The sequence below is a fragment of the Streptomyces sp. NPDC004788 genome (assembly GCF_053601115.1).
The window spans coordinates 51314-74043 of the sequence record NZ_JBSGBF010000037.1 but is presented as its reverse complement, the minus strand read 5'-3'; the positions used below and the strand labels follow the sequence as shown (position 1 = coordinate 74043).

General features: G+C 70.3%; 18 protein-coding genes. 4 read left to right on the top strand and 14 right to left on the bottom strand.

The window, feature by feature from the left end; genetic code table 11:
• The 9 genes from ACWEJX_RS18585 to ACWEJX_RS18545 all read right to left on the bottom strand — a co-directional run.
• The coding region (locus tag ACWEJX_RS18585; RefSeq protein WP_451608510.1) for a non-reducing end alpha-L-arabinofuranosidase family hydrolase at positions 1-1129 on the bottom strand (1129 nt) is incomplete at its 3' end.
• Positions 1129-1872 (bottom strand): cupin domain-containing protein, encoded by a 744-nt coding sequence (locus ACWEJX_RS18580; protein WP_451608514.1) that lies wholly within the window; start codon positions 1870-1872, stop codon positions 1129-1131. The genes ACWEJX_RS18580 and ACWEJX_RS18585, both read right to left, overlap by 1 nt.
• Positions 1869-2729, bottom strand: a complete 861-nt coding sequence (locus ACWEJX_RS18575) for a DUF6807 domain-containing protein (protein ID WP_451608509.1) — start codon at positions 2727-2729, stop codon at positions 1869-1871. The genes ACWEJX_RS18580 and ACWEJX_RS18575 overlap by 4 nt, the downstream gene beginning before the upstream one ends.
• Positions 2726-3772: a Gfo/Idh/MocA family protein gene (locus ACWEJX_RS18570; protein WP_451608508.1), complete on the bottom strand. Its 1047-nt coding sequence runs from the start codon at positions 3770-3772 to the stop codon at positions 2726-2728. Before ACWEJX_RS18570 ends, ACWEJX_RS18575 begins: the two co-directional genes overlap by 4 nt.
• Positions 3769-4809 carry an endo-1,4-beta-xylanase gene (locus tag ACWEJX_RS18565; protein ID WP_451608507.1) on the bottom strand — a complete coding sequence of 347 codons (1041 nt, stop codon included), beginning with the start codon at positions 4807-4809 and terminating at the stop codon, positions 3769-3771. Before ACWEJX_RS18565 ends, ACWEJX_RS18570 begins: the two co-directional genes overlap by 4 nt.
• 26 nt (positions 4810-4835) lie before the next feature.
• Complete coding sequence (locus ACWEJX_RS18560; RefSeq protein WP_451608506.1) at positions 4836-6176, bottom strand: glycoside hydrolase family 30 protein; 1341 nt, start codon at positions 6174-6176, stop codon at positions 4836-4838.
• A 93-nt stretch (positions 6177-6269) separates the two neighbouring features.
• Entirely contained in the window at positions 6270-7100 is an 831-nt protein-coding gene (locus ACWEJX_RS18555; RefSeq protein WP_451608505.1) for a carbohydrate ABC transporter permease, read from the bottom strand.
• Positions 7097-8074, bottom strand: coding sequence for a carbohydrate ABC transporter permease (locus tag ACWEJX_RS18550; RefSeq protein ID WP_451608504.1), 978 nt, complete (start codon positions 8072-8074; stop codon positions 7097-7099). The genes ACWEJX_RS18555 and ACWEJX_RS18550 overlap by 4 nt, the downstream gene beginning before the upstream one ends.
• Positions 8075-8078: 4 nt before the next feature.
• On the bottom strand, positions 8079-9371 hold the full coding sequence (locus ACWEJX_RS18545) for an extracellular solute-binding protein (RefSeq protein ID WP_451608503.1): 1293 nt from the start codon (positions 9369-9371) through the stop codon (positions 8079-8081).
• A gap of 245 nt (positions 9372-9616) precedes the next feature.
• Here ACWEJX_RS18545 and ACWEJX_RS18540 point away from each other — a divergent pair, with 245 nt between their 5' ends.
• From ACWEJX_RS18540 to ACWEJX_RS18525, 4 genes are all read left to right on the top strand, one after another.
• Positions 9617-10630, top strand: a complete 1014-nt coding sequence (locus tag ACWEJX_RS18540) for a LacI family DNA-binding transcriptional regulator (protein WP_451608502.1) — start codon at positions 9617-9619, stop codon at positions 10628-10630.
• A 10-nt stretch (positions 10631-10640) separates the two neighbouring features.
• Positions 10641-12860: a beta-glucosidase gene (locus tag ACWEJX_RS18535; RefSeq protein ID WP_451608501.1), complete on the top strand. Its 2220-nt coding sequence runs from the start codon at positions 10641-10643 to the stop codon at positions 12858-12860.
• Positions 12857-14305, top strand: coding sequence for a glycoside hydrolase family 43 protein (locus tag ACWEJX_RS18530; protein ID WP_451608500.1), 1449 nt, complete (start codon positions 12857-12859; stop codon positions 14303-14305). The genes ACWEJX_RS18535 and ACWEJX_RS18530 overlap by 4 nt, the downstream gene beginning before the upstream one ends.
• 283 nt (positions 14306-14588) lie before the next feature.
• Complete coding sequence (locus ACWEJX_RS18525) at positions 14589-16028, top strand: endo-1,4-beta-xylanase (protein ID WP_451608499.1); 1440 nt, start codon at positions 14589-14591, stop codon at positions 16026-16028.
• Between the two features lie 62 nt (positions 16029-16090).
• Here the strand turns inward: ACWEJX_RS18525 and araD are convergent, their stop codons facing one another.
• The 5 genes from araD to ACWEJX_RS18500 form a co-directional block, all read right to left on the bottom strand.
• Positions 16091-16804, bottom strand: coding sequence for an L-ribulose-5-phosphate 4-epimerase AraD (araD, locus tag ACWEJX_RS18520; RefSeq protein WP_451608498.1), 714 nt, complete (start codon positions 16802-16804; stop codon positions 16091-16093).
• Positions 16805-16851: 47 nt separating this feature from the next.
• Entirely contained in the window at positions 16852-18360 is a 1509-nt protein-coding gene (araA, locus tag ACWEJX_RS18515) for an L-arabinose isomerase (protein WP_451608497.1), read from the bottom strand.
• A 78-nt stretch (positions 18361-18438) separates the two neighbouring features.
• Positions 18439-20142, bottom strand: a complete 1704-nt coding sequence (gene araB, locus ACWEJX_RS18510) for a ribulokinase (protein ID WP_451608496.1) — start codon at positions 20140-20142, stop codon at positions 18439-18441.
• A 339-nt stretch (positions 20143-20481) separates the two neighbouring features.
• Positions 20482-21492, bottom strand: a complete 1011-nt coding sequence (locus ACWEJX_RS18505) for a LacI family DNA-binding transcriptional regulator (RefSeq protein ID WP_451608513.1) — start codon at positions 21490-21492, stop codon at positions 20482-20484.
• A gap of 119 nt (positions 21493-21611) precedes the next feature.
• On the bottom strand, positions 21612-22682 hold the full coding sequence (locus tag ACWEJX_RS18500; RefSeq protein WP_451608495.1) for an aldose epimerase family protein: 1071 nt from the start codon (positions 22680-22682) through the stop codon (positions 21612-21614).
• Positions 22683-22730: the final 48 nt, after the last annotated feature.

Below are 22730 nucleotides of genomic sequence, written 5' to 3'. Positions count from 1 at the left end.
CGAAGAGGTTCTTCACCGTGTCGCTCATGACCGTCGTGTACGACGAGCCGAAACTGCCCGGGAAGTTTCCGATCGGCATGCTCGCCCGGTAGATCTTGCCGTTGTCACCGGCGAAGAACAGGTACATGTTCTGGTCGTCGCCGATGAGCGTCTGGTCGATGGGGCCCGTTCCCGGGTCGGGGAGGCTTCCGGAGAAGAGCTCCTGCTCCGCCGACCAGCCGTTCGGGTTGGTGGGGTCGGTCGACGTCCGGTAGGAGAAGGCGGTCCTGCCCCACTGGTAGGCGAGCACCCAGATGTTCTTCGGCGCGAAGTAGAAGAGTGTGGGCGCGACGGCGTTGTTCGACATCGTGTTCTGGCTCGCCGAGGCCATGTCCGACCAGTTGGTGAACGGGCTGAAGTTCATCGAACCCCAGGCCACCCCCGTCCCCGCGGCGCCGTGCGTCGTCGCGTAGACGAGCTGCTTGCCGTTGTAGGGGGCGACGGTGAAGTCCTTGAGCGAGGCCCACCCCGCCTTGGGCTGCGCCAGCGCGCCCGTCGACGACCAGCGGTACGTCGAGGGAAGGGCGCAGGTGCCGGGAGTGGTGCCGCCGGCGACCTTGACGAGCTGCCACTGCTGGTTGGCACCGCCCCAGTCGTCGTACTGGACAATGTTCGCGCCGTCGGCGGTGGAGGCGCCCTGTACCTCGAGGGCCTTGCCGCTGTGGCGGGCGATGAGCCGCACGTAGCCGTCCGCGCTGTCGGCCAGCCGCCACTGCTGGTTGGTGCCGTTGAGATCGGTCCACTGGACGACGGGGGCCCCGTTGGCGGTGGAGAGGTTCTGGACGTCCAGGACCTTGCCGGAGTGGCGGGACTTGACACGGTAGTAGCCGTCACCGGAGGCGACGAACTGCCACTGCTGCTGGTTCTGGTCGTTCCTGGTCCACTGGGTGATGCGGGCGCCGTCGCCGGTCGCCAGGTTGTAGACGTCCAGGGCCTTGCCGCTGTTGCGGTTGACCAGCACGTACCAGGCGTTGGTGTCGACGGTCGCCGCGGCGGCGGGCGGGGCGGCGAGGAGAGTGGCTCCGAGCAGCAGGGACGACAGGACCGTGAGGACGAGACTCAGGACCAGAGGTGGATGGCGAAACCTCATCAGGAGAGCTCCTTCGGGGGACGGAGGGGGGACGAGTCCGACGCACCGCGCGGCGGACGCGCCGGGAGGCCGGGGACGGGATAGGGACGGAGCAGGCCGCACATGCCGAAGACCGGTTCCTCCGGGCACTCCAGCCGCGACACCTCTCCGTGATCGAGGTGGGAGAGGTCTCCGTCCTTCAGCGCTGCCAGTTGGCTGCCGGTCGCGAGGGTCGCCGCCAGCGGGCCGTCTCGCCATCGGATCCACCAGGCGTCGAGGAGATCGCGCTTCAGGCGGTGGGCCGCGCTGTGGAACTGCCGCAGCCCGCCCTCGCGCAGGGCGAGGAAGCCTTCGAGTGCCAGGTCGCGGCGGCGGCGCGCCGCCGCCGCGTGGTCGCCGGTCAGGACGGCCGCCGCCTGGTAGGCGTCAGGATCGGCCAGCACGGGTGCGGGGAAGGTGAAGACGGCGTCGCCCGCCTCGGGAAGCCCGCTGTTCTGCATGAGCACCACGAGGCGCAGGCCGCCGGCGTTGACGAGGCGGTGGATCGTTCCGGGGGCGAACCAGACGACGTCGCCGGGGTGCAGCGGGGTGTCGGCGAAGCCGGTGGTGGTGAGGGTCTGGACGCTGCCCTCGCCATGGACGACGACGTACGCCTCGGAGCAGACGAGGTGCATGTGGGGGGTGCCTCCGCACAGCCCGTCGGCGGCCTCCCAGTCGTACACGGTCAGCCCGGAGATCCCCACGCCGCCGGGGAGCGGGGTCACCACGGGTGGTCCTCGACGTGGCGGGACAGGCGTGCGGGGGTCCACGCGCCGTCGGCGACGACGATCCGGTAACGGCGCGACAGGGTGTCGCCCGGGGGCAGCGGCAGTTCCTTGTCGAACGCCAGGGACGGGTTGACGGCGGGGATGGGCTCGCTGCGGACGAACCAGCGGCCGGGGGCTTCCGGATCGTCCAGGAACAGGAGCGTGGAGGCACGGTCGACCTCGTCGTGGGTGCCGACGAAGGCCAGCCAGTCACCCTGCTCGCCCATCGCGGGGCCGATCACGTGCCCGCCGGTGAACTCGCGCGGGCCGCGCCAGAAGAGGCCCGAGTATCCGGCGAGTTCTCTGCCCTGGGTGCCGGGGCTGCCGAACATCAGGGGGGTGTCGAGGACGTTGGTGAGCGCGGTGGTGACCTCCAGCGTCCAGGAGTCGGCCTCGACGTCGAGTGCGGTCAGCGTGCGGTGTTCGTCGATCCAGTGCTCTCCCGCCATCGTGTGCCAGGCGAGGTGCTCGGTGATGACGGCGCGGCCGTGATCCGTTTCGGCGGATACGGTGAGGCTGCGCATCGTGCCGAGGTTCGGCAGATCGACGTAGTCCTGTCCGCGCAGATAGGTGCCGCCGCCCCAGAAGTTCTGCCCCGACACCCACGACGCCGTCATCTGGATGCCCTTGTGCCAGCGGTGGTCGTGCGGCCGGTACCCGGTGACCACGTCTCCGGCGAGCGTGCGCACCGGATGCAGGTAGGGCTTGGGCGCCTCGAACGGGTCCATGACCGGGCGGTGCACATAACGGAAGAGGTCGACGTCGCGGACCCGGACGATCAGCGAGTCCTCGTTCTCCAGGAGTTCGAACGTCATCGGAACACCTCCGGGCGCCCCCCGTGGAGTGAGCCGTAGAAGCGGTCGGCCGCGTCGATCTCCCCGCGCCGGACCGGCAGGCCGGTGATCGCGGCCTTGTACAAGGCGGTGACGAATTCCATGGTGGATCTGCCGAGGTCGGGCCGGATCCCCGCCTCGTAGCCGTCCAGGAAGGCCGCGAGCTGGGCGGCGTGCGAGCTGGGCAGGTCGTCCGGCGGCTCCCACTTCGCGCCGGACGACCCGGCGGTGAACGTCCAGTCCGCGTTGGAGTAGCCGTACAGGTGCCGCAGCTCGACCGTGGCGTCGGCGAGGTCGAACCGCAGGTAGCTCTCCTCGCGGGGGGAGAGGACGCTGTTGACGACCGTCGCGATGGCTCCGTTCTCGAACCGGACCAGGGCCGCGGACACATCCTCGGTCTGGACGGCGCGGTCGAGGCGGGCGGCCATCGCGCGCACCTCGGTCCAGGGGCCGAGCACGTCGAGCATGAGGTCCATCTGGTGGATGCCGTGGCCCAGCGTCGGGCCACCGCCCTCGCTCCGCCAGGTGCCGCGCCAGGGCACTTCGTAGTAGGAGTCGTCGCGGTACCACGCGGTGACGCACTGCGCGACCAGCGGACGGCCCAGGGTCCCGGCCGCGATCCGGTCACGCAGGTACCGGGCCCCCGAGCCGTACCTGTGCTGGAACACCGCGCCGGCGACGGCGTCCCCTTCGGCTGCCTGGATCCGGTCGAGCTCGGCCAGCGACAGGGCCACCGGCTTCTCGCACCAGACCCACGCCCCCGCCTCAAGGCAGGCCACGGCCTGTTCGGCGTGCAGGTACGGCGGCGTGCACAGGTGCACGACGTCCGGACGCTGCTCCTGGAGCATCGTGTGCAGGTCGGTGTGGACGGCGGGAATGCCGTGCTCGGTCGCGAACGCCTCGGCGCGCGCGGCGTCCACGTCGACGGCCGCCACGATCTCGGCCCGGTGCGCCTGTGCCCGGAGGGCGGGTACGTGGCAGATGCCGGCGATCCCGCCCGTTCCGACGATCGCCGTTCTGATCATCCGCCCAGCACCTTCCTGATCGCGTGGTAGGCGGGCTTGGGCTGGAGGTTCTCGTCGTAGGGCAGTGCCGCGCCCTCCTCGGGGAAGACTCCGGGGATCCACGAGTACTTGTCCGTGTAGTCCCAGATGGTGACGCCGACGCACTTCGCGACTGCCAGGCAGGCCTTGACGTAGTCGGCGTACCAGGCGGCCTGGGTCGCGAGCTTCTCGGGGGTCGCCGGGAGCTGCATGCGGATGTCGAGCTCGGTGATCGCGACGTCGACCCCGAGGTCGGCGAAGCGCTGGATGTTCTCCTGGACGCCGGCGGGGAAGCCGTACTGGAGTGCCAGGTGGCCCTGGAGGCCGAAGCCCTCCACCGGGACGCCGTCGGCCTTCAGCTGCTTGATGAGCTTGTAGTAGGCGTCGCTCTTGGCGTTGATGCCGTCGACGTTGTAGTCGTTCAGGTACAGCTTGGCGTGCGGGTCGATCTCGTGGGCCCAGCGCAGGGCGTCGGCGATGTAGCCGGGGCCGAGCGTCTTGTAGAAGAGCGACTCGCGGTAGGTTCCGTCCTCGTTGAACGCCTCGTTGACGACGTCCCAGTGGATCACCCGGCCCTTGAAGTGCCGGACCTCCGTCTGGATGTGGTTCTTCAGGACGGCGCGCAGTTCCTCGGCGGTCCAGCTGCGCTCGGTGAGCCAGGCGGGGAGCTGGTTGTGCCAGACGAGGGTGTGGCCGCGGACCTTCTGGTGGTGCTCCTTGGCGAAGGCCATGACCTTTTCGGCGGCGGTGAAGTCGAAGACGCCGCGCCGTGGTTCCGTGGTCTCCCACTTCATGGCGTTGCCGGGGGTGGTCTGCCCGAATTCGCTGCCGAGGAGCTTCAGGTAGGCGGCGTCGGTGAACTCGGGGTTGTCGGTGGCGGAGCCGAAGTACTTGTGGTGCTTCTTGGCCAGTTCGGCGAGCGTACGGGGACGGGGCTCGGCGGTCGCGGGCGCGGCGGCGAGGCCGGCCGCGAGGCAGACGGCGGCGGACAGGGCGATGAGATGCCGGGACACGGGCATGGCTGACTCCTCGGGTGCGGGGCGGTTCAGTCGAGGACGATGGTGGTCAGCGCGCGCGGGGCGAGCGTGGCCGTGAGGGTCGTACCGTGCGTGGAGACGACGTCGGCCGGGGTGATCGAGCGGGTCTCGTCGGTCACGTAGGCGTCGGGGTGCCGGTCGTGCCCGCCGCGAAGGGTGAAGGCGGCGGAGGTTTCGGTGGTGGCGGTGTTGAGGATCTCGATCACGCGCCTGCCGTCGGTGTTGCGGAAGGCCGTGATCCGGAGTGCCGGGTCGGCGTTCGTGACCGGAACGCGGACGGCGCCGGGGCGGATGAACCGGCTGAAGGCGGCCAGTGCCCAGTACCGCTTGGACACCCGGTAGCCGTCACCGGGGTTGGCGAGCTGGATGAGTCCCCGGGTCGCGCCGAGGGACGCGCCGGTCCAGTAGACGTAGGCGTTGGCGTTCCCGACGGTCAGGGTGTTCTGGATGTCGGCCGCGACGGCGAGACCGTCGTAGCCGCTGCCGTCGTCCCAGTTCTCGTTCCAGGTGGTGCCGTCCGGTGACCACTCCGACATCCACACGTGCTTGCCGGTCGGCTGCGGGACCGCGGTCGGACCGCTGTAGCGGTGGCCGGTGACGGTCCGCACGGCTCTGTCGGCCGCGGGATCCGCCTCGATGGCCTCGGTGTAGGCGACCTGCCGGTCCCAGCCCGCGACGTCGCAGCAGACCAGGTCCGTCTTCAGTCCGGACGCGCGGACGGTCGGCCCGAGCACCTTGAGGAAGTCGACGGCCTGCTGCGGGGTGAAGCGCATCGAGGCGTAGGTCGCCGTCCAGTCGGGTTCGTTGGTGAACCCCAGGTCGGTGATCCCGATGCCTTCCCGCTGGTAGAACTTCGCGTACTGGACCAGGTAGTCGGCGTAGGCCCGGCGCCATTCGGGGCGCAGCTCGCCGCCGTTGTTCTCGCTGCCGTTGGTCTTCATGAAGGCCGGCGCGCTCCAGGCGTCGGCGTAGAACCGCTTGACGCCGTACGCCTTGGCCTCCTTGGCGAGCCAGACCTGGCCGCCGTCCCAGCCGTCCCAGACGTACGTCGGCGTGGCGTCCGGTCCGCCGGGATCGGTCGGCAGGATCGTCGGCATGTGGTCGTAGACCCGGTCGGTGGACGACCCGATGCCCAGGCGCAGGATCGACAGGCCGGCGCCCTTCTCCTTGCTGAGCAGGAGGTCGAGCACCTCGCGCCGCTTGGCAGGGCTGAGGCCACGCGCGCCGTGCAGCAGGTCGGCCCGCTGGAAGGCCATGGAGAAGCCGAAGCCGTCGATGGGCTGGAGTTCGGCGCGGAAGTCGACACCGGCGCGCACGGGGGCGGCGGGCGGTCGCGCCGGGTCGGCCACGGCCTGCGATGTTAGCGCTAACATTATGACGCCCATCAGGGCGCTCAGGCGTTTCACAGGGTCTCCTCGGGGGTGGAGGTCACGCGGGACGGGTCAGCCCTTGGTGGCGCCCGCGGTGAGGCCGCCGATCAGCTGGCGCTCGGCGACGGCGTAGAAGGCGAGGGCGGGGACCATGGCGAGCACGATGTAGGCGAGGACGAGCGCGTAGTCGGTCGAGTACTGGCCCTGGAACTGCTGGACGCCGACCGGGATCGTCTGCCATTTCGGGTCGTTGAACACCAGCAGCGGCAGGAAGAAGTTGTTCCAGCTCGCGACGACCGCAAGCACCGAGACCGTGCCGAGCGCCGGACGCGCCATCGGCAGCAGGATCTGCCAGAAGAAGCGGAACTTGCCGCAGCCGTCCATGGTGGCGGCCTCCTCGATCTCCGCCGGGACGGTCCGGAAGAAGCCCCGCAGGATGACGATCGTCATGGGGAGCCCGAAGGCCGCCTGCGGGAGGATCACCCCGAGCGGGTTGTCGAGCAGGCCGAAGGTGCGCAGCATGAGGAAGAGCGGCAGGACGGCCACCGCGAACGGGAACATCAGCCCGATGGTGAAGAGCGTATAGAACAACTCCCTTCCTCGGAAGGCGTATCGGGCCAGAACGAAAGCCGCCATCGCGGAGGCCGCCACGGTGCAGACCGTCGTGCCGATCGCGATGCCCGCGCTGTTGGAGATCTGCCGCCAGAACATGCCGTCGCCGAGAATTCCGGTGTAGTTGGAGATCTTCCACCGCTCCGGCAGCCCGAACGGATTGTTCGTCAGTTCCGGGGTGCTCTTGAAACCGGAGACGACCGCGTAGAGCAGCGGTACGGCGACGAATGCGGCGATCAGCCAGACCACGGCGTGCAGCGAGAGGCCGCGTACCGTCCGACGGGCGTTCATCGGTCACCTCCCGAGGTGACGGCGCCGCTCAGGTCGCGGCGGAGCACGTACCGCTGGTAGAAGAGGGAGAAGACGAGGCTGATCATGAACAGCACCACGCTGATCGCGCTGGCGTAGCCGACCTGGTACCGCTTGAACCCGAACTGGAACATCGCGATGGCCATCGTCTCGGAGGAGTGGTTGGGCCCGCCGGCTGTCATGACCCAGACGAGGTCGAAGAGCTGGATGGACCCGATGATCGACAGGAAGACGCTGATGCGGATCGTCGGCCCGAGCAGCGGCAGCGTGATGTGCCGGAAGCGCTGCCAGGCGCCAGCTCCGTCGATGGAGGCGGCTTCGAGGATCTCGGACGGGATGCTCTGCAGCCCGGCGAGGAACAGCATCATGTGGAAGCCGAAGTACTTCCAGATCATGACGACGAACAGGGTCGGCATGACCGTCGAGGGATCGGCGAGCCACGTGCCCTGGAGGCCCTCGAGGCCGAAGAAGCCGGCGATGTGGTCGGCCATGCCGGCACCGGGCAGGAAGATCATCGTGAAGAGGACCGCCGTGACGACCTCGGAGAGGACGTACGGCGCGAAGAACAGCATCCGGTAGACGGCCCGGCCGCGGAGCCTCTGGTTGAGCAGGATCGCGGTGAACAGGGCGAACGGCAGCTGCACCAGGACCGACATGAGGATCAGGTAGAGCCCGCGCCCCAGGTCGCCGAGGAAGACCTGGTCGTCGAAGAGCTTGGTGTAGTTCCCGAAGCCGACGAAGTCGTCCATGGGGCCGATGCCGCCCCATTTGAAGAAGCCGGTCCAGACGGCGACGACGATCGGGGCGAGGACGAAGACGAGGAAGAGGACCAGGGCCGGTACGAGGAACCAGGCGACCGACGCCCAGGCACCCCACCGGCTCAGGAGTGAACGGGCGGGAGGCGGCGTGGGCGTCGCCACGGACTCCTCCCGCCGTTCCTCGGTCGGGGTGGACACGGAGCTAGGCACTCTTCGCGGCCTCGGTGATCGACGCCGTGACCTGCTCCGGGGTCTTCTTGCCCGCTATGAGGTCGGCGACGCTGTCGTTGACCTCCTGGCCGACCGCCGGCGGGTAGGCCTGGTCGAGGAAGAGCTGGAAGCCCGTGGCCTTGACCAGGCTCTCGGCCACCACCTTCTTGTTGGCGTCGGTGAGCTGACTCTCCGCGCCCTTCACCACCGGCAGGTAGCCGTTGGAGGCCAGCAGCTTGGACTCGTTCTCCAGAACGAAGAACTTCAGGAAGTCCAGGGCCTCCTTCGGAGCCCCCTTGCGCAGCGCGAAGCCGCCGCCACCGCCGAAGACCTCGGTCGCCTGCCCCACACCGCCGTCGACCGTCGGGAAGGGGAAGAAGCCCAGGTCCGCCCCGAGGTCGGCGCCCGCGTCCTTCTGCACCGACGGTCCCCACTGCCCCATCAGCTCCATGGCGGCCTTCCCGTTGCCCATGGTCGCGGCCTGGCCGCCCGGGGTGGCGTAGCCGGCGCCGAGGAAGCCCGGCTGGAACGGCTGGAGGTCGACGAGTTCCTTGAGGTGGACGCCCGCCTTGACGAAGCCGGGGTTGGTGAAGTCCTTGGTGGTCGCGGCCTTCTGCAGGGCGGGGAGGCCGGCGACGCGCATCGCGAGGTAGGCCCAGTAGTAGTGGCCGGGCCACTTCTCCTTGCCGGCGAGGGCGATCGGGGTGATGCCCGCGGCCTTGAGCTTCTTCACGTCGGCGAGGAACGCGGCCCAGGTGGCCGGCGGAGCGGTGATGCCGGCCTTGGCGAAGAGCTTCTTGTTGTACCAGAAGCCGACCATGCCGATGTCGTACGGGACTCCGTAGGTGCGGCCGTCGATCTGATAGGCCGACAGCGAGACCGGGGTGAGCTGCGACGACCAGTCCATGAGGTCGGTGAGGTCCTCGACGAGCCCCGCGTCGACCTGCTGCTGGAGCACGCCGCCGCCCCAGGTCTGGTAGACGTCGGGGAGCTTGCCGGAGGACGTGGTGGCGGTCAGCTTGGACTTGAACGCCTCGTTCTCCAGCGAGGTCGTGTTGATCGCGATCTTCGGGTGAGCCTTCGTGTACGCCGTGGAGATCTCCGGGAAGAGGGACTTCCCCGGCTCCGTGGTGGCGATGTTCCACCACTCGAACGTCACCTTGCCGTCGGCCGACAGGTTGCCGCCCGACCCGCCGGACCCGCAGGCCGTGGTGAGCGCGGCGGACAGGGTGGTCATGCCCGCGAGCGTCAGGAAGCTTCGTCGGCTCGGGAGAGTGCTGGCCATGGGACCTCCGGGGTGGGAAATGCCGGTTTCGCGCCCGAAAATTTTTCGAAATACTCTCGAAATTCTGCGCTGCCACAAACTAGGAACGCGTGGCCCCCCGGTCAAGACCCCGCGTCAATTTATCTGACTCGCCTGCGGACAGCGGCTGTTCGCAGGGTTGACAAGCTGCTCCGGCCGCCCGGAAACTCGTCGAAAGTTTGCGATACCTATCGCCGGGCCGAAGGTGTCCGCGCAGAGGAGAGAAGTTGAGCGAGCAGCGCCCGACCCTGGCCGTCATCGCCGCGGAGGCAGGGGTCTCCCAGGCCACCGTGTCCAAGGTGATCAACGGCCGCTCCGACGTCGCACCCTCGACCCGCGAACGGATCGAGGGCCTGCTGCAGGCTCACCACTACCTCCCGCCCGGCCGGCAGGGCAGAGCCCGCAGATCGGGCCTGGTCGACCTGATCATCGGCGGTCTGGACAGCGCGTGGGCGGTGGAGATCCTGCGCGGCGTCGAGGCCGAGTGCGCCCAGCGGAGCGTCGGCACCGTCGTGTCGCTCGTCCCGCCGGGCGAGGCCACACCGTCCAGTTGGACCGCGCTGCCGGTCCTGCACCACAGCGACGGCGTCATCCTCGTCACCGAGTCGGTCACCCACGCCCAGCGCGCCCAGGTCGGACGGGCCGGGGTGGCGTTGGTCGTCATCGACCCGATCGACCTGCCGGGCAACGGCGTGCCGAGCGTCGGAGCGACCAACTGGGCCGGCGGCCTCGCCGCCACCGAGCACCTGCTGGAACTGGGGCACCGCCGGATCGCCACGATCGGCGGACGCAGGGAGATGCTCTGCAGCCAGGCCCGCATCGACGGGTACCGGGCCGCCCTGGAGCGGGCCGGGATCGAGGTCGACCGCGACCTGATCCGGTTCGGCGACTTCCAGCACGAGGGCGGGTTCCGGTGCGCCCAGGAGCTGCTCGCCCTCCCCGACCCGCCGACGGCCGTCTTCGCCGGCAGCGACCAGCAGGCGATGGGCGTCTACGAAGCCGCCCGGCAGGCCGGACTGAGCATCCCTCAGGACCTCAGCGTGGTCGGCTTCGACGACCTGCCGATGTGCGACTGGCTGTCACCGCCGCTGACGACGGTGCGCCAGCCGCTGGAGGAGATGGGCCGGGTCGCCGCCCGCACGCTGTTCCAGCTTCTGGACGGCCAGCCCCTCGTCAGCCCGCGGATGGAGCTCTCGACCGAACTCAAGGTCCGCGTCTCCACCGCCCCACCCCGTTCTTAGGAGCACCCCCGTGACCGAGCCATGGCGTGACCCCCTCCTGCCCGCTGCCGTCCGAGTCGCCGATCTGCTGAGTCGGATGACGTTGGAGGAGAAGGCGGGTCAACTCGCCGGCTTCTGGGCCCTGCCGTCCGATCCCGGAGCGCCGGTGGCGCCGATGGAGGACGATTCCGGCGAACCGGCGCCCGGCCTCGACGACATCATCGGGCAGGGTCTCGGCCAGCTCACCCGGGTGTACGGGACGGCGCCGATCGCCGCGGAGACCGGTATGGAGCGGCTCGCCGCGCTCCAGACGCGGGTGCGGGAGGCCGGCCGGTTCGGCATTCCGGCCCTCGCTCACGAGGAGTGTCTGACCGGGTTCATGACGCTCGGGGCCACGGTCTTCCCCGGGCCGCTCGCCTGGGGCGCGTCCTTCGACCCCGGCCTCGTGCGGCGGATGGCCGCCGCCATCGGCGACGGGATGCGACGGGTCGGCGTCCACCAAGGACTGGCTCCGGTGCTCGACGTGGTCCGCGACTACCGGTGGGGTCGTACCGAGGAGTGCATGGGCGAGGACCCGTACCTCGTCGGCGCGATCGGCACCGCGTACGTCCAGGGTCTGGAAGGCGCGGGCATCGTGGCGACGCTCAAGCACTTCGCCGGGTACTCGTCCTCGCGCGGCGGCCGGAACATGGCCCCGGTCGCCGTGGGGCCGCGCGAGTTCGCCGATGTCCTGGTCGAGCCTTTCGTACGGGCGCTGCGCGAGGGAGGCGCTCGGTCGGTGATGAACAGCTACACCGACGTGGACGGGGTCCCGGTGGCCGCCGACGAACGCCTGCTGACCGACCTGCTCAGGAACGAGCTCGGCTTCGACGGCACCGTCGTCGCCGACTACTACTCGGTCTCCTTCCTGGAGTCCCGGCACGGCGTCGCCGGGTCGCGGGGCGCGGCCGGCGCGCTGGCGTTGACCGCGGGGATCGACGTCGAGCTGCCCACGGCCCGCTGCTACGGCGAGCCGCTGACCGAACTCGTGCGGTCGGGAAGCCTGTCCGAGGAGTTCGTCGACCGGGCCGCGGAGCGCGTCCTGCTGCAGAAGGCCGAACTCGGCCTGCTCGACCCCGACTGGGAACCCGTCAAGCCCGAACCGGTCGACCTCGACCCGCCGGAGAACCGGGCCCTGGCCAGGCTCCTGGCCGAGCGGTCCACCGTGCTGCTCGCCAACGACGGCATCCTGCCGCTGCGGCCGTGCCGGGTCGCGGTCACCGGGCCGTACGCGGACGATCCGCACGCATTCCTCGGCTGCTACTCCTTCCCGAACCACGTCGCGCTGCCCGGCGATCCCGGGGTGGAGATCCCGACGCTCGGCGAGGCGCTCGCCGCCGCGGGGTTCACGGTCACCGAGGAGGACCCAGAGGTGAACGTGCTGGTGCTCGGCGACCGGGCCGGCATGTTCGGCAGGGGCACTTCGGGAGAGGGCTGCGACGCCGAGACCCTCGATCTGCCCGGGGACCAGGCCGCCCTCGCCTCCGCCGTCCTGGACTCCGGAGTGCCGACCGTCCTGGTCCTGGTCTCCGGACGGCCCTACGCGCTCGGCTCGCTGGCCGAACGCGCATCGGCCGTGATCCAGGCCTTCTTCCCCGGCGAGGAAGGCGGGACGGCGCTGGCCCGGATCATCAGCGGGGCCGCGGAACCGTCCGGACGGCTGCCCGTCTCCGTCCCCCGCCAGGTCGGCGGCCAGCCCGGCACGTACCTGCACTCCAGGCTCGGCGGACGCACCGACTGGAGCTCGGTGGACCCGACGCCGCTGTTCCCCTTCGGACACGGGTTGAGCTGGACCAGCTTCGCCTACTCGGAGCTCGCGGTGGATCCCGTCGCCGCGACGGACGGAGCCGTCTCCGTCTCGCTCACCGTACGCAACGCCGGAGAGGTGACCGGGACCGAGGTGGTCCAGCTGTACCTCTCGGACCCCGAGGCGTCCGTCGTCCGGCCGCAGCGGTGGCTCGCCGGATTCTGCAGGGTCGAGCTGCAACCGGGCTCGGCCGCCCGGATCACCTTCTCCGTCCACGCCGACCGGACCTCCTTCACCGGGATCGACCTGCGCAGAAGAGTGGAGCCAGGAGAGATCGGCGTGGCCGTCGGACGGTCCAGCGGCGATCTTCCGCTGCGGGGCTCCTTCACTCTGCGCGGCCCCGTACGTCATCCGGCGGCCGACCGCGTGCTGTCCGTGCCGGTCGAGATCGTCCCCGTCTCATGAGCGCGACCTTCGGCGATCCCGTGCTGCCCGGCTTCCGGCCCGACCCGTCCGTGTGCCGGGTGGGAGCGGACTACTACCTGGTGACGTCCAGCTTCGAATGGTTCCCGGGTCTTCCCGTGTTCCACAGCCGCGATCTCGTGAACTGGCGACGTCTCGGCTCCGCGCTCGACCGCCCGTCCCAGCTCGATCTCGACGGGTGCGAGCCCTCACGCGGCCTGTTCGCGCCGACGATCAGGCACCACGACGGGGTGTTCCATCTCGTCTGCACGCTGATGGACGGCCCCGGCCATTTCGTCGTCACGGCGACCGACCCGGCGGGGCCGTGGTCGGAACCGCACTGGCTGGAGGGCGAGGGCTTCGACCCGTCGCTGTTCTTCGACGACGGGCCGGACGACGGCGACGGCGACGGCCGTGCCTGGTTCACCGCCGCCCGTGTGCTGGACGAGGCCGCCGGCCACACCGAGATCTGGATGCGCGAGTACCTGCCCCGCGAGCGACGGCTCACGGGACCGGAGTACGTCCTGTGGTCGGGAAGCCGGCCGGGCGCCCGATGGTCGGAAGCCCCGCACCTCTACAAGATCGACGGCAGCTACCTTCTGCTCACCGCCGAGGGCGGCACCGCCGAGGACCACAGCGTGGTCGTCGCCCGCGCCGACCGCGTGACCGGCCCGTACGAGGGCGTCCCCGGCAACCCGGCACTGCCTCCCGCTCCGAAGGGCCCGGTCACCTGCACCGGACACGCCGACCTCGTGCAGACGCCGTACGGAGACTGGCGGGCCGTCCTCCTGGGCGTCCGACCGGGTTCCGCCCTGGGCCGTGAGACCTTCCTCAGCCGAGTCACCTGGCACGACGACCTGCCGGCCTTCTCCCCCATCGCCCACGCCCCTCTCTCCCACCCCCTCCACGACGACTTCACCACGCTCTCCGCCGACTGGAGCACCCTGCGCACCCCACGCGCACCGTTCTGGACCACCGGCGACGGGCTCCGCCTCCAGCTCCGCCCCGAACGCCTCGGCGAACGCACCACCCCGTCCCTCCTGGCCCTCCCCCAGGAACAGCCCGACTGCGACGTCTCCACCGAACTGCACTTCCTCCCCGCCGCACCGGAAGAACAGGCAGGCCTCGCCGTCGTCATCGACGACGACACCCATCTCGTCCTCCTTCGCACCACGGAAGGACTCAGCCTCCGTCGCGGGCCCGAGGTCCTGGCCCGCGTCGTCGTCCCGCCGGGCCCCGTTCGCCTGAGGGCCCGCATCCGCGGCTTCAGCCACACCTTCGCCTACGCCGCGCGCGATGGCGCCTGGCAGGACCTGACCACCGTCGAAGCCACCTTCCTGACCCCGCTGTTCACCAGCGTCCAGCTCGGCCTCTACGCCACCTCCAACGGCCGCCCGTCCTCGAACCAGGCCCATTTCCGGTGGTTCGACATCACCTATCCGAACTGACCGAGGACTCACTCACAGAGAAGCGGTCCCTGTCGAAATGTTTTCGACAGGGACCGCTTTTCCTTGGTTTCGGCGAAAGGCCATGACGGCCCCGACCGACAGCCGACGTTTCCGAAACATCTCCGAAACCATTGACAGGCTCATGCCGTATTTCCAGACTGATTCCAGAGGCGTCACCGACACTTTCCGAAGTCCCATTTCCTGGACGCGGACATCGCCGCCGCGGATTCCTTCCGCAGCGCGCTCTCCCCCACCCACGATTTCCCTTGTCGGAGGTCCACCCATGCGTTCTCACGCCATTGCCCCGCCCACGGTCCGCCGGAAAAGGGGCGGCCTGATCGCGGCGCTCCTCGCCGGCGCCCTCGGGTCCGCCACCCTGCTGGCGGCGCCGGCCTCTCAGGCCGCCGAGAGCACGCTCGGCAGCGCTGCGGCGCAGAGCGGCCGCTACTTCGGCACCGCCATCGCCTCGGGCCGGCTGGGCGACTCGGCGTACACGTCGATCGCGGCCCGCGAGTTCAACTCGGTGACGCCCGAGAACGAGATGAAGATCGACGCCACCGAACCCCAGCAGGGCCGGTTCGACTTCACCGCCGGTGACCGCGTCTACAACTGGGCGGTGCAGAACGGCAAGCAGGTGCGCGGCCACACCCTGGCCTGGCACTCCCAGCAGCCCGGCTGGATGCAGAGCCTCAGCGGCAGCGCGCTGCGCCAGGCGATGATCAACCACATCAACGGCGTGATGGCCCACTACAAGGGCAAGCTCGCCCAGTGGGACGTCGTGAACGAGGCCTTCGCCGACGGCACCTCGGGAGCCCGGCGCGACTCCAACCTGCAGCGCACCGGCAACGACTGGATCGAGGTCGCCTTCCGCACCGCGCGTGCCGCCGACCCGGCCGCCAAGCTCTGCTACAACGACTACAACATCGAGAACTGGACCTGGGCCAAGACCCAGGCCGTGTACTCCATGGTCAAGGACTTCAAGCAGCGCGGCGTTCCGATCGACTGCGTCGGCTTCCAGTCGCACTTCAACAGCGACAGCCCGTACAACAGCAACTTCCGCACCACCCTGCAGAGTTTCGCCGCTCTCGGCGTCGACGTGGCCGTCACCGAACTCGACATCCAGGGCGCCTCTGCCACGACCTACGCCAACGTGACCAACGACTGCCTGGCCGTCCCGCGCTGCCTCGGCATCACCGTCTGGGGCGTGCGCGACACCGACTCCTGGCGAGCCGGGGACACACCGCTGCTGTTCAACGGCGACGGCAGCAAGAAGCCCGCGTACACCTCCGTCCTCAACGCGCTCAACGCCGGCTCCGGCACGCCCACTCCGACCCCCTCCCCCGGCACCGGGCCGATCAAGGGCGTCGCGTCGGGCCGCTGTGTGGACGTCCCGAACGCGTCCACCACCGACGGCACCCAGGTCCAGCTGTGGGACTGCAACAGCCGCACCAACCAGCAGTGGACGCTGACCTCCGCCGGTGAGCTCAGGGTCTACGGCGACAAGTGCCTCGACGCCGCCGGCACCGCCAACGGCTCGAAGGTGCAGATCTACAGCTGCTGGGGCGGCGACAACCAGAAATGGCGTCTGAACTCCGACGGAACCATCGTCGGCGTGCAGTCCGGACTCTGCCTCGACGCGGCCGCCAACGGCACCGCGAACGGCACCCCGATCCAGCTCTACACCTGCTGGAACGGCACCAACCAGCACTGGGCCCGCGCTTGACCGCTGAGCCGAGCCGCACCAAAGAGGGGAGCCGGGAGAAATCCCGGCTCCCCTCGGTGCTGTCAGGCGGAGGTCGGGTTGCCGTAGTACGCGTCGGGGCCGTGCTTGCGTGTGAAGTGGCGGTCCAGGACGTGCTGCGGGGGTTCGACCGTGCCCAGGGCGATGGTGTGGAGGGCCATCTCGGCCACCGCCTCGCAGATGATGGCGTGCTCCAGGGACGCGGTGGCGTCGGCGCCCCAGGTGAAGGGGCCGTGGTGGGCGACCAGGGCGCCGGGGACTTCCCTGGCCCGGGTGTCGTCGCGGCCCAGCAGGTCCACGATGACCTGGCCGGTGTTGTACTCGTAGTCCGTGGCGCACTGCTCGGGGGTGAGGGGGTCGGTGACGGGGACGGGACCGTTGAAGGTGTCCGCGTGGGTCGTGCCGAGCACCGGTATCGGACGCCGGGCCTGGGCGAAGGCGACGGCGTGGGTGGAGTGCGTGTGGGTCACGCCTCCGATGGAGGGGAAGGCCAGGTAGAGGCTCCGGTGCGTCTCCGTGTCGGTGGAAGGCCGCAGGTGGCCTTCCACGACACTGCCGTCGGACAGGGAGACGACGACCAGGTCCTCCTCGCTCAGTACGTCGTACGCCACGCCCGAGGGCTTGATGACGAAGACGCCGGCCTGTCGGTCGACACCGCTCACATTGCCCCAGGCGAGAGTGGCGAGCCCGGCTCGGGGGATGCGGAGGTTGGCCTCCAGTACCTCTCGGCGCAGCTCCTTGGAAACGGTCGTGCTCACGGAGGACTCCGTCCTGGTGGGGGTGGAGGCGGTGGCGGCGGGGGTGTTCACAGGCTCTGGGCCAGACGGTGGTAGGCCTGGTTCCAGCGCAGCTCGCGCGTGAAGCGCCGGACGGTGGTGTCCTCGTCGATGACGGCGAGTTCGGTCCGCAGCATCTCGGCGAGGTCCTCGATCTCCTCGCCGCCGAGGGCGGTGGTCAGGACGGTGTGGTGCGGTGCTCCGGCCGTCAGCCATGCCTCGGTGGAGGTACGCAGGTCGGGGCGCGGGCGCCAGACGGCCCGGGCGACGGGGAGCCGGGGCAGCGGCTCGGGCGGGGTGACGACGTCGATGTGGTTGGCGACCAGGCGGAACCGGTCGCCCATGTCGGCGAGACCGACGACGACGGCCGGGCCGGGATCCGCGTCGAAGACGAGACGGACCGGGTCCTCGCGTCCGCCGATGCCGAGCGGGTGGATCTCGCAGCCGGGGGTGGCCGTGGTGAGGGAGGGGCAGACCTCCAGCATGTGGGCGCCGAGGATGAGTTCCTGGCCGGGCGTGAGGTCGTAGGTGTAGTCCTCCATGAAGGAGGTGCCACCGGGCCGGCCGTGGGCCATCGCCTTCAGTGTGCGCAGCAGGGTGGAGGTCTTCCAGTCTCCTTCGCCGCCGAAGCCGTAGCCGTCCGCCATCAGGCGCTGCACGGCGAGCCCGGGGAGCTGGCGCAGGCCCCCGAGATCCTCGAAGTTGGTGGTGAAGGCCCGGAAGCCGCCTTCCGTGAGAAAGGCCCGCAGGCCGGCTTCGATACGGGCGGCGTAACGCAGGGATGCGTGGCGCTCGCCGCCGGGCCGCAGCTCCGGGGCGAGGGCGTAGAGGTCCTGGTACTCCTTGACGAGGGCGGTGACCGTGTCCTCGTCGGCGGCGTCGACCGCGGCGACGAGGTCGTTGACGCCGTACGTGTTGACCGAGACCCCGAACCGCAGCTGCGCCTCGACCTTGTCGCCTTCGGTGACGGCGACGTCGCGCATGTTGTCGCCGAACCGGGCGAGTTTGAGGGTGGTGAGTTCGGACCGGCCGACGGCGGCGCGGGCCCATCCGGCGATGCGGTCGACGACGTCGGGGGTGGAGACGTGGCCGGCCACGGTCTTGCGCGGGACACCGAGGCGGGTCTGGACGAAGCCGAACTCGCGGTCGCCGTGGGCGGCCTGGTTCAGGTTCATGAAGTCCATGTCGATGGTGGACCAGGGCAGTCTGCGGTTGGCCTGGGTGTGCAGGTGCAGCAAGGGCTTGCCGAGGGCGTCGAGGCCGGCGATCCACATCTTGGCCGGGGAGAAGGTGTGCATCCAGGCGATCAGGCCGATGCAGCGGTCGTCGGCGTTGGCCTCCAGACAGATCGCGCGGATGGCGGCCGCGTCGGTGAGCACCGGCTTCCACACCAGGCGCACGGTCATCTGGGGCTGGTCGGCGAGGGTGGCGCAGATCGCGCGGGACTGGTCGGCGACCTGGGCCAGGGTGTCGTCGCCGTAGAGGGCCTGACTGCCGGTCAGAAACCAGATCTCACGGTGGGGCTGGGCGGGCGTCATGTCGGGTGTGCTCCTCGGAGGTGCGGAGGCGGAGAGGTCGGGCCGAAGGAGAGGCCGCGGGGGCGGAGGGTGGCCCGGTCAGGCGGTGGTGGCCCGGGCGGTGTTGCGGATCCGTCGCAGGCGGTGCAGGAGGAGGTCCGCGCCGGTACCGAAGTGCTCGGACAGGGCGCGGTACTCGCCGAACAGCGCGTCGTAGGCGTCCGCCCGCGCGGGGTCGGGCACGTACGCGTGGCGCTGGACGCCGCCCATGACGGCGGCGGCGGAACGTACGTCGGGGTAGGCGCCCGCGGCGACGGCGGCGTGGATGGCCGAGCCGAGCGCCGGCCCCTGTTCGGAGGTGCCGACGGATACGGGGCGGCGGAGCACGTCGGCGTAGATCTGCATGAGCAGGGCGTTCTTCCGCAGTCCTCCGGTGACGATGAACTCCTCCACGGGGATCCCGCCGTCCTCGAAGGTCTCGACGATCAGCCGGGTGCCGTAGGCGGTGGATTCGAGCAGGGCCCGGTAGACGTCCTCGGGCCGGGTGTCGAGGGTGAGGCCGGCGATGACTCCGGAGAGGTGGTGGTCGACCAGGGGAGAACGGTTGCCGTTCATCCAGTCCAGGGCGACCAGGCCGTGCGCGCCGACCGGCTGGTCGGCGGCCTTGCGGGTCAGGAGCTGATGAAGATCCTCGCCCGAGGCCTGCGCCTCGGCGCGGTAGTGGTCCGGTACGCCCTGCCGGAGCCACCAGGCGAAGATGTCGCCGACCGCGCTCTGGCCGGCCTCGTAGCCGTAGGCGCCCTCGACGATGCCGCCGTCGACGACTCCGCAGATGCCGGGGACCTCGGCGAGGGTGGCGCCGTTGAGGACGTGGCAGGTGGAGGTGCCCATGATGGCGAGCATCCGGCCGTTCTCGACGGCGCCCGCCGCCGGTGCGGCCACGTGGGCGTCGACGTTGCCGACGGCGACGGCGATGCCCTCGGGGAGGCCGGTCCAGTGCGCGGCCCGGCCGCTCAGTCCGCCGGCACGGGAGCCCAGGGGTGACAGCGGGTGCTCCAGGCGCGTGGCGGGGAAGTCGGCGAAGTCCGGGTGGAGCCCGGCGAGGAACCCGGGCGAGGGGTAGGCGCCGTCCTGGTGGATGCCCTTGTAGCCGGCGGTGCAGGTGTTGCGGGACTCGCTGCCGGTCAACTGCCAGACGATCCAGTCGGCCGCCTCGATCCAGCGGGCGCAGGCGGCGTAGACATCCGGGTCCTCCTCCAGGACCTGCAGGGCCTTCGCGTACTGCCACTCGGCGGAGATCTTGCCGCCGTACCGCGCGATCCATTTCTCCCCGCGGGCGTGAGCGAGGGCGTTGATGCGGTCGGCCTGCTCCTGGGCCGCGTGGTGCTTCCACAGTTTGGGCCAGGCGTGCGGGCGGTCGGCCCACTCGGGCGTCAGGGCGAGCGGGGTGCCGTCCGCGGTGGTCGGCAGGACCGTGCAGGCGGTGAAGTCGGTGGCGAGGCCGATGACGCGGGCGGGGTCGACCCCGGCGTCGGCGAGCGCCGCCGGAACGGCGGTGCGCAGGACGTCGCGCCAGTCCTCGGGGTGCTGCAGGGCCCAGTCGGGGGGCAGGGCGGCTCCGGTGGAGGGAAGGCGGTCCTCGATGACGGCGTGACGGTACTCGTGGACCGACGAACCGAGTTCGGCGCCGTCCCGGACCCTGACCACGACGGCGCGCCCGGAGAGGGTGCCGAAGTCGACTCCGATGGTGCATGCCTCGGGATGGTGCCGGGCCGCGAGGCCGGAAGGGGCGTGTGGGGTCACGATGCGATCTCTCTCGTCCAGGAGCAGGGGTCAGAGGAGCACCCTGATTGTTAACGCTCACAATCGCGTGCGACAAGAGCTGGGTGCAGTTCTTTCGAACATCGGCCAAGAAATGAAAGCCCGGGGAGGTGAGCGTTCACGTGCATACGAGAAGGGGGCCCCGGCGTCGCGACCGGCCCGGCAGGATGCGGGGCGGTCGATCCGGCGGGCGGGGCGGCCGGTGGGGTGTGACAGTCCGCGGGGCGCCTGCGCGAGAACCGGGACGCGCCCGCCGCCGGACCGCGGACAGGAAGCGGGCCGCCGGCGGCCGGGAGGTGGCGGCGAGAGCCGCCCGTCGTGTCAGGCCTCGTGCGGAGGGCGCGTGCTCGCGCGCATGATGAGCTGCGGTTCCACCAGGAGGTGCTCGGGCTTCCGGGCGCGACCCTCGATGTGGTCCACCAACAGCCCGATGCTCCGGCGCCCGATGGCGGCGAAGTCCTGGCGGACCGTCGTCAGCGGCGGAGGGAAGTACTCGGCCTCCGGGATGTCGTCGAAACCGGCGACGGCCACCTGACCCGGTGTGCGGATCCCGCCCTCGCGCAGCGCCCGCAGGACGCCGAGCGCCATCTGGTCGTTGGCGACGAAGACGGCCGTGACCGGTGTCGCCCCGCGGCGGGCCAGGGCGAGTCCGGCGAGTTCCTGTCCCGCCCGGTACCCGGACAGCGGGCTCCAGTCCCCCGTCAGGACGCGCGGAGGCCGGATGCCGCTCTCCTCCAGGACGGCGCGCCATCCCGCGGTGCGGGCCTCGCTCTCCAGCCAGTCGTCGGGACCCGCCACGTGCCAGACGGTGCTGTGGCCGGCGGCGAGCAGGTGCTCCGTGACCATGCGGGCGCCGAGCTCCTGGTCGAGGGAGACACCGGGCAGGTCGAGCTGATGGCCGCCCTCGACGGTGACCACGGGGAAGGGCGCGTCCAGCTCGGCGAGCGCATGTACGTGCGAGCGTTGCGGGGTGATGGCGACGACGCCCTCCACGCCCCAGGACGCGAGGTGGTCGATGGCGTCCTTGAGCCCCTGCCCCTCTCCGCTGCGCAGACTGACGGTCGAGACGAGGTAGCCCTGCTCCCTGGCCGCCCCCTCCAGGCCGGTCAGGGTGCTGGCAGGCCCGTACAGGGCGGTGTTGACGGCGATGACGCCCAGCGTCCTCGTACGGCGCGTCACCAGGGCGCGTGCGGCGGAGTTGCGGCGGTAGCCCAGCCGCTCGATGGCCAGCGTGACCTGCTCGCGGGTGGCCGCGCGCACGTTGGGATGACCGCTCAGCACCCGGGAGACGGTCTGGTGGGAGACCCCCGCCTCTCGTGCGACATCGGCCATCGTCGGCGGGCGGACGTCTCCTGCGGGATGCGCCACGTTCGCCTCCCTTCTCCCTGCTTACGGCTGTGTGTCGATGCGAGAAAAACCTTAGCGTCTCTCGTACCACGCCATTGTGAGCGCTAACAACTGAACCGCAAAACCGTCCTCGACCGGTACTCCTCGCCGGGTCGCAGCACGGTGGACGGGTCACCGGGCCGGTTCGGGGAGTCGGGGAAGTGCTGGGTCTCCAGCGCGATGCCGGCGCCCGACCGGTAGGGGGTACCGCTCTTGCCGAGGACCGTTCCGTCGAACTGCCCCGCGGTGTAGACCTGGAGCCCGGGCTCCGTGGTCAGCACCTCCATGCGGCGGCCCGTGGACGGTGCGTGGAGGACGGCGGCCGGGTGGAGCGTGTCGTCGTTGCCGTACGGGTGCGGGCTCAGTACGAAGTTGTGGTCGTACCCGCCGCCCGCCTCGGACCGGGCCTGGGCCTCGGCGATCCTGAGCGGCCGGCGGAGGTCGAACGCGGTGCCGGTGACGGGGCGGTGGTCCCCGTAGGGGATGAGTTCCTCGTCGACCGGTGTGTAGTGGTCGGCGTGGACGGTCAGTTGATGGTCGAGGATGTCGCCGGCGCCCTCGCCTTCGAGGTTGAAGTAGGCGTGGTTGGTCAGGTTGACCGGGGTGGCCGCGTCGGTGACCGCAGCGTAGGAGAAGGAGAGTTCGCTGTCGCGGCCGATGAGACAACTGACGGTGACGTCCAGGTTTCCCGGGAACCCCTGGTCTCCGTCGGGGCTGCGGAGGTGCAGGAGCACACCGGTCCACTCCGCGGTGTGCACGCTTTCGGCTTCCCAGAGCCGGGCGTCGAAGCCGTCGGCCCCGCCGTGCAGGCAGTGGCCGTTCTCCTGTGTGGTCAGCTGGTACGTCTTCCCGTCCAGGGAGAACCGGCCCCGCGCGATGCGGTTGGCGTAGCGGCCGACGGTGGCGCCGAAGTACCGGGCGGCGGCCGTCTGAGCCGGGTCGCGGGGAGCGAGGACGACGTCGGCCGGGGTGCCGTGCCGGTCCGGCACCCACAGCCCGTGGAGGCGGGCGCCGCGGGTGTGCACCTCTGCCGTGAGTCCGCCGGGAAAGCCGAAGGTCCATCGTTGCCCGGCATCCGGGTCGGTGTGGCAGACCGGTGGGCCGCCGGTGAACGGCGGAAGGGAGGACGGGGTCATGGAAGGTCCTTGTCCGGAGTGCGACACGGCCGGGAAAGGAGGTGGAAG

What these genes read in the sequence shown, in the direction of transcription:
- ACWEJX_RS18575 (WP_451608509.1), bottom strand. Translation starts at nt 2,729, where the DNA reads ATGACGTTCGAACTCCTGGAGAACGAGGACTCGCTGATCGTCCGGGTC.
- ACWEJX_RS18570 (WP_451608508.1), bottom strand. Translation starts at nt 3,772, where the DNA reads ATGATCAGAACGGCGATCGTCGGAACGGGCGGGATCGCCGGCATCTGC.
- ACWEJX_RS18565 (WP_451608507.1), bottom strand. Translation starts at nt 4,809, where the DNA reads ATGCCCGTGTCCCGGCATCTCATCGCCCTGTCCGCCGCCGTCTGCCTC.
- ACWEJX_RS18555 (WP_451608505.1), bottom strand. Translation starts at nt 7,100, where the DNA reads ATGAACGCCCGTCGGACGGTACGCGGCCTCTCGCTGCACGCCGTGGTC.
- ACWEJX_RS18545 (WP_451608503.1), bottom strand. Translation starts at nt 9,371, where the DNA reads ATGGCCAGCACTCTCCCGAGCCGACGAAGCTTCCTGACGCTCGCGGGC.
- ACWEJX_RS18530 (WP_451608500.1), top strand. Translation starts at nt 12,857, where the DNA reads ATGAGCGCGACCTTCGGCGATCCCGTGCTGCCCGGCTTCCGGCCCGAC.
- ACWEJX_RS18525 (WP_451608499.1), top strand. Translation starts at nt 14,589, where the DNA reads ATGCGTTCTCACGCCATTGCCCCGCCCACGGTCCGCCGGAAAAGGGGC.
- araA (WP_451608497.1), bottom strand. Translation starts at nt 18,360, where the DNA reads ATGACGCCCGCCCAGCCCCACCGTGAGATCTGGTTTCTGACCGGCAGT.
- ACWEJX_RS18505 (WP_451608513.1), bottom strand. Translation starts at nt 21,492, where the DNA reads ATGGCCGATGTCGCACGAGAGGCGGGGGTCTCCCACCAGACCGTCTCC.
- ACWEJX_RS18500 (WP_451608495.1), bottom strand. Translation starts at nt 22,682, where the DNA reads ATGACCCCGTCCTCCCTTCCGCCGTTCACCGGCGGCCCACCGGTCTGC.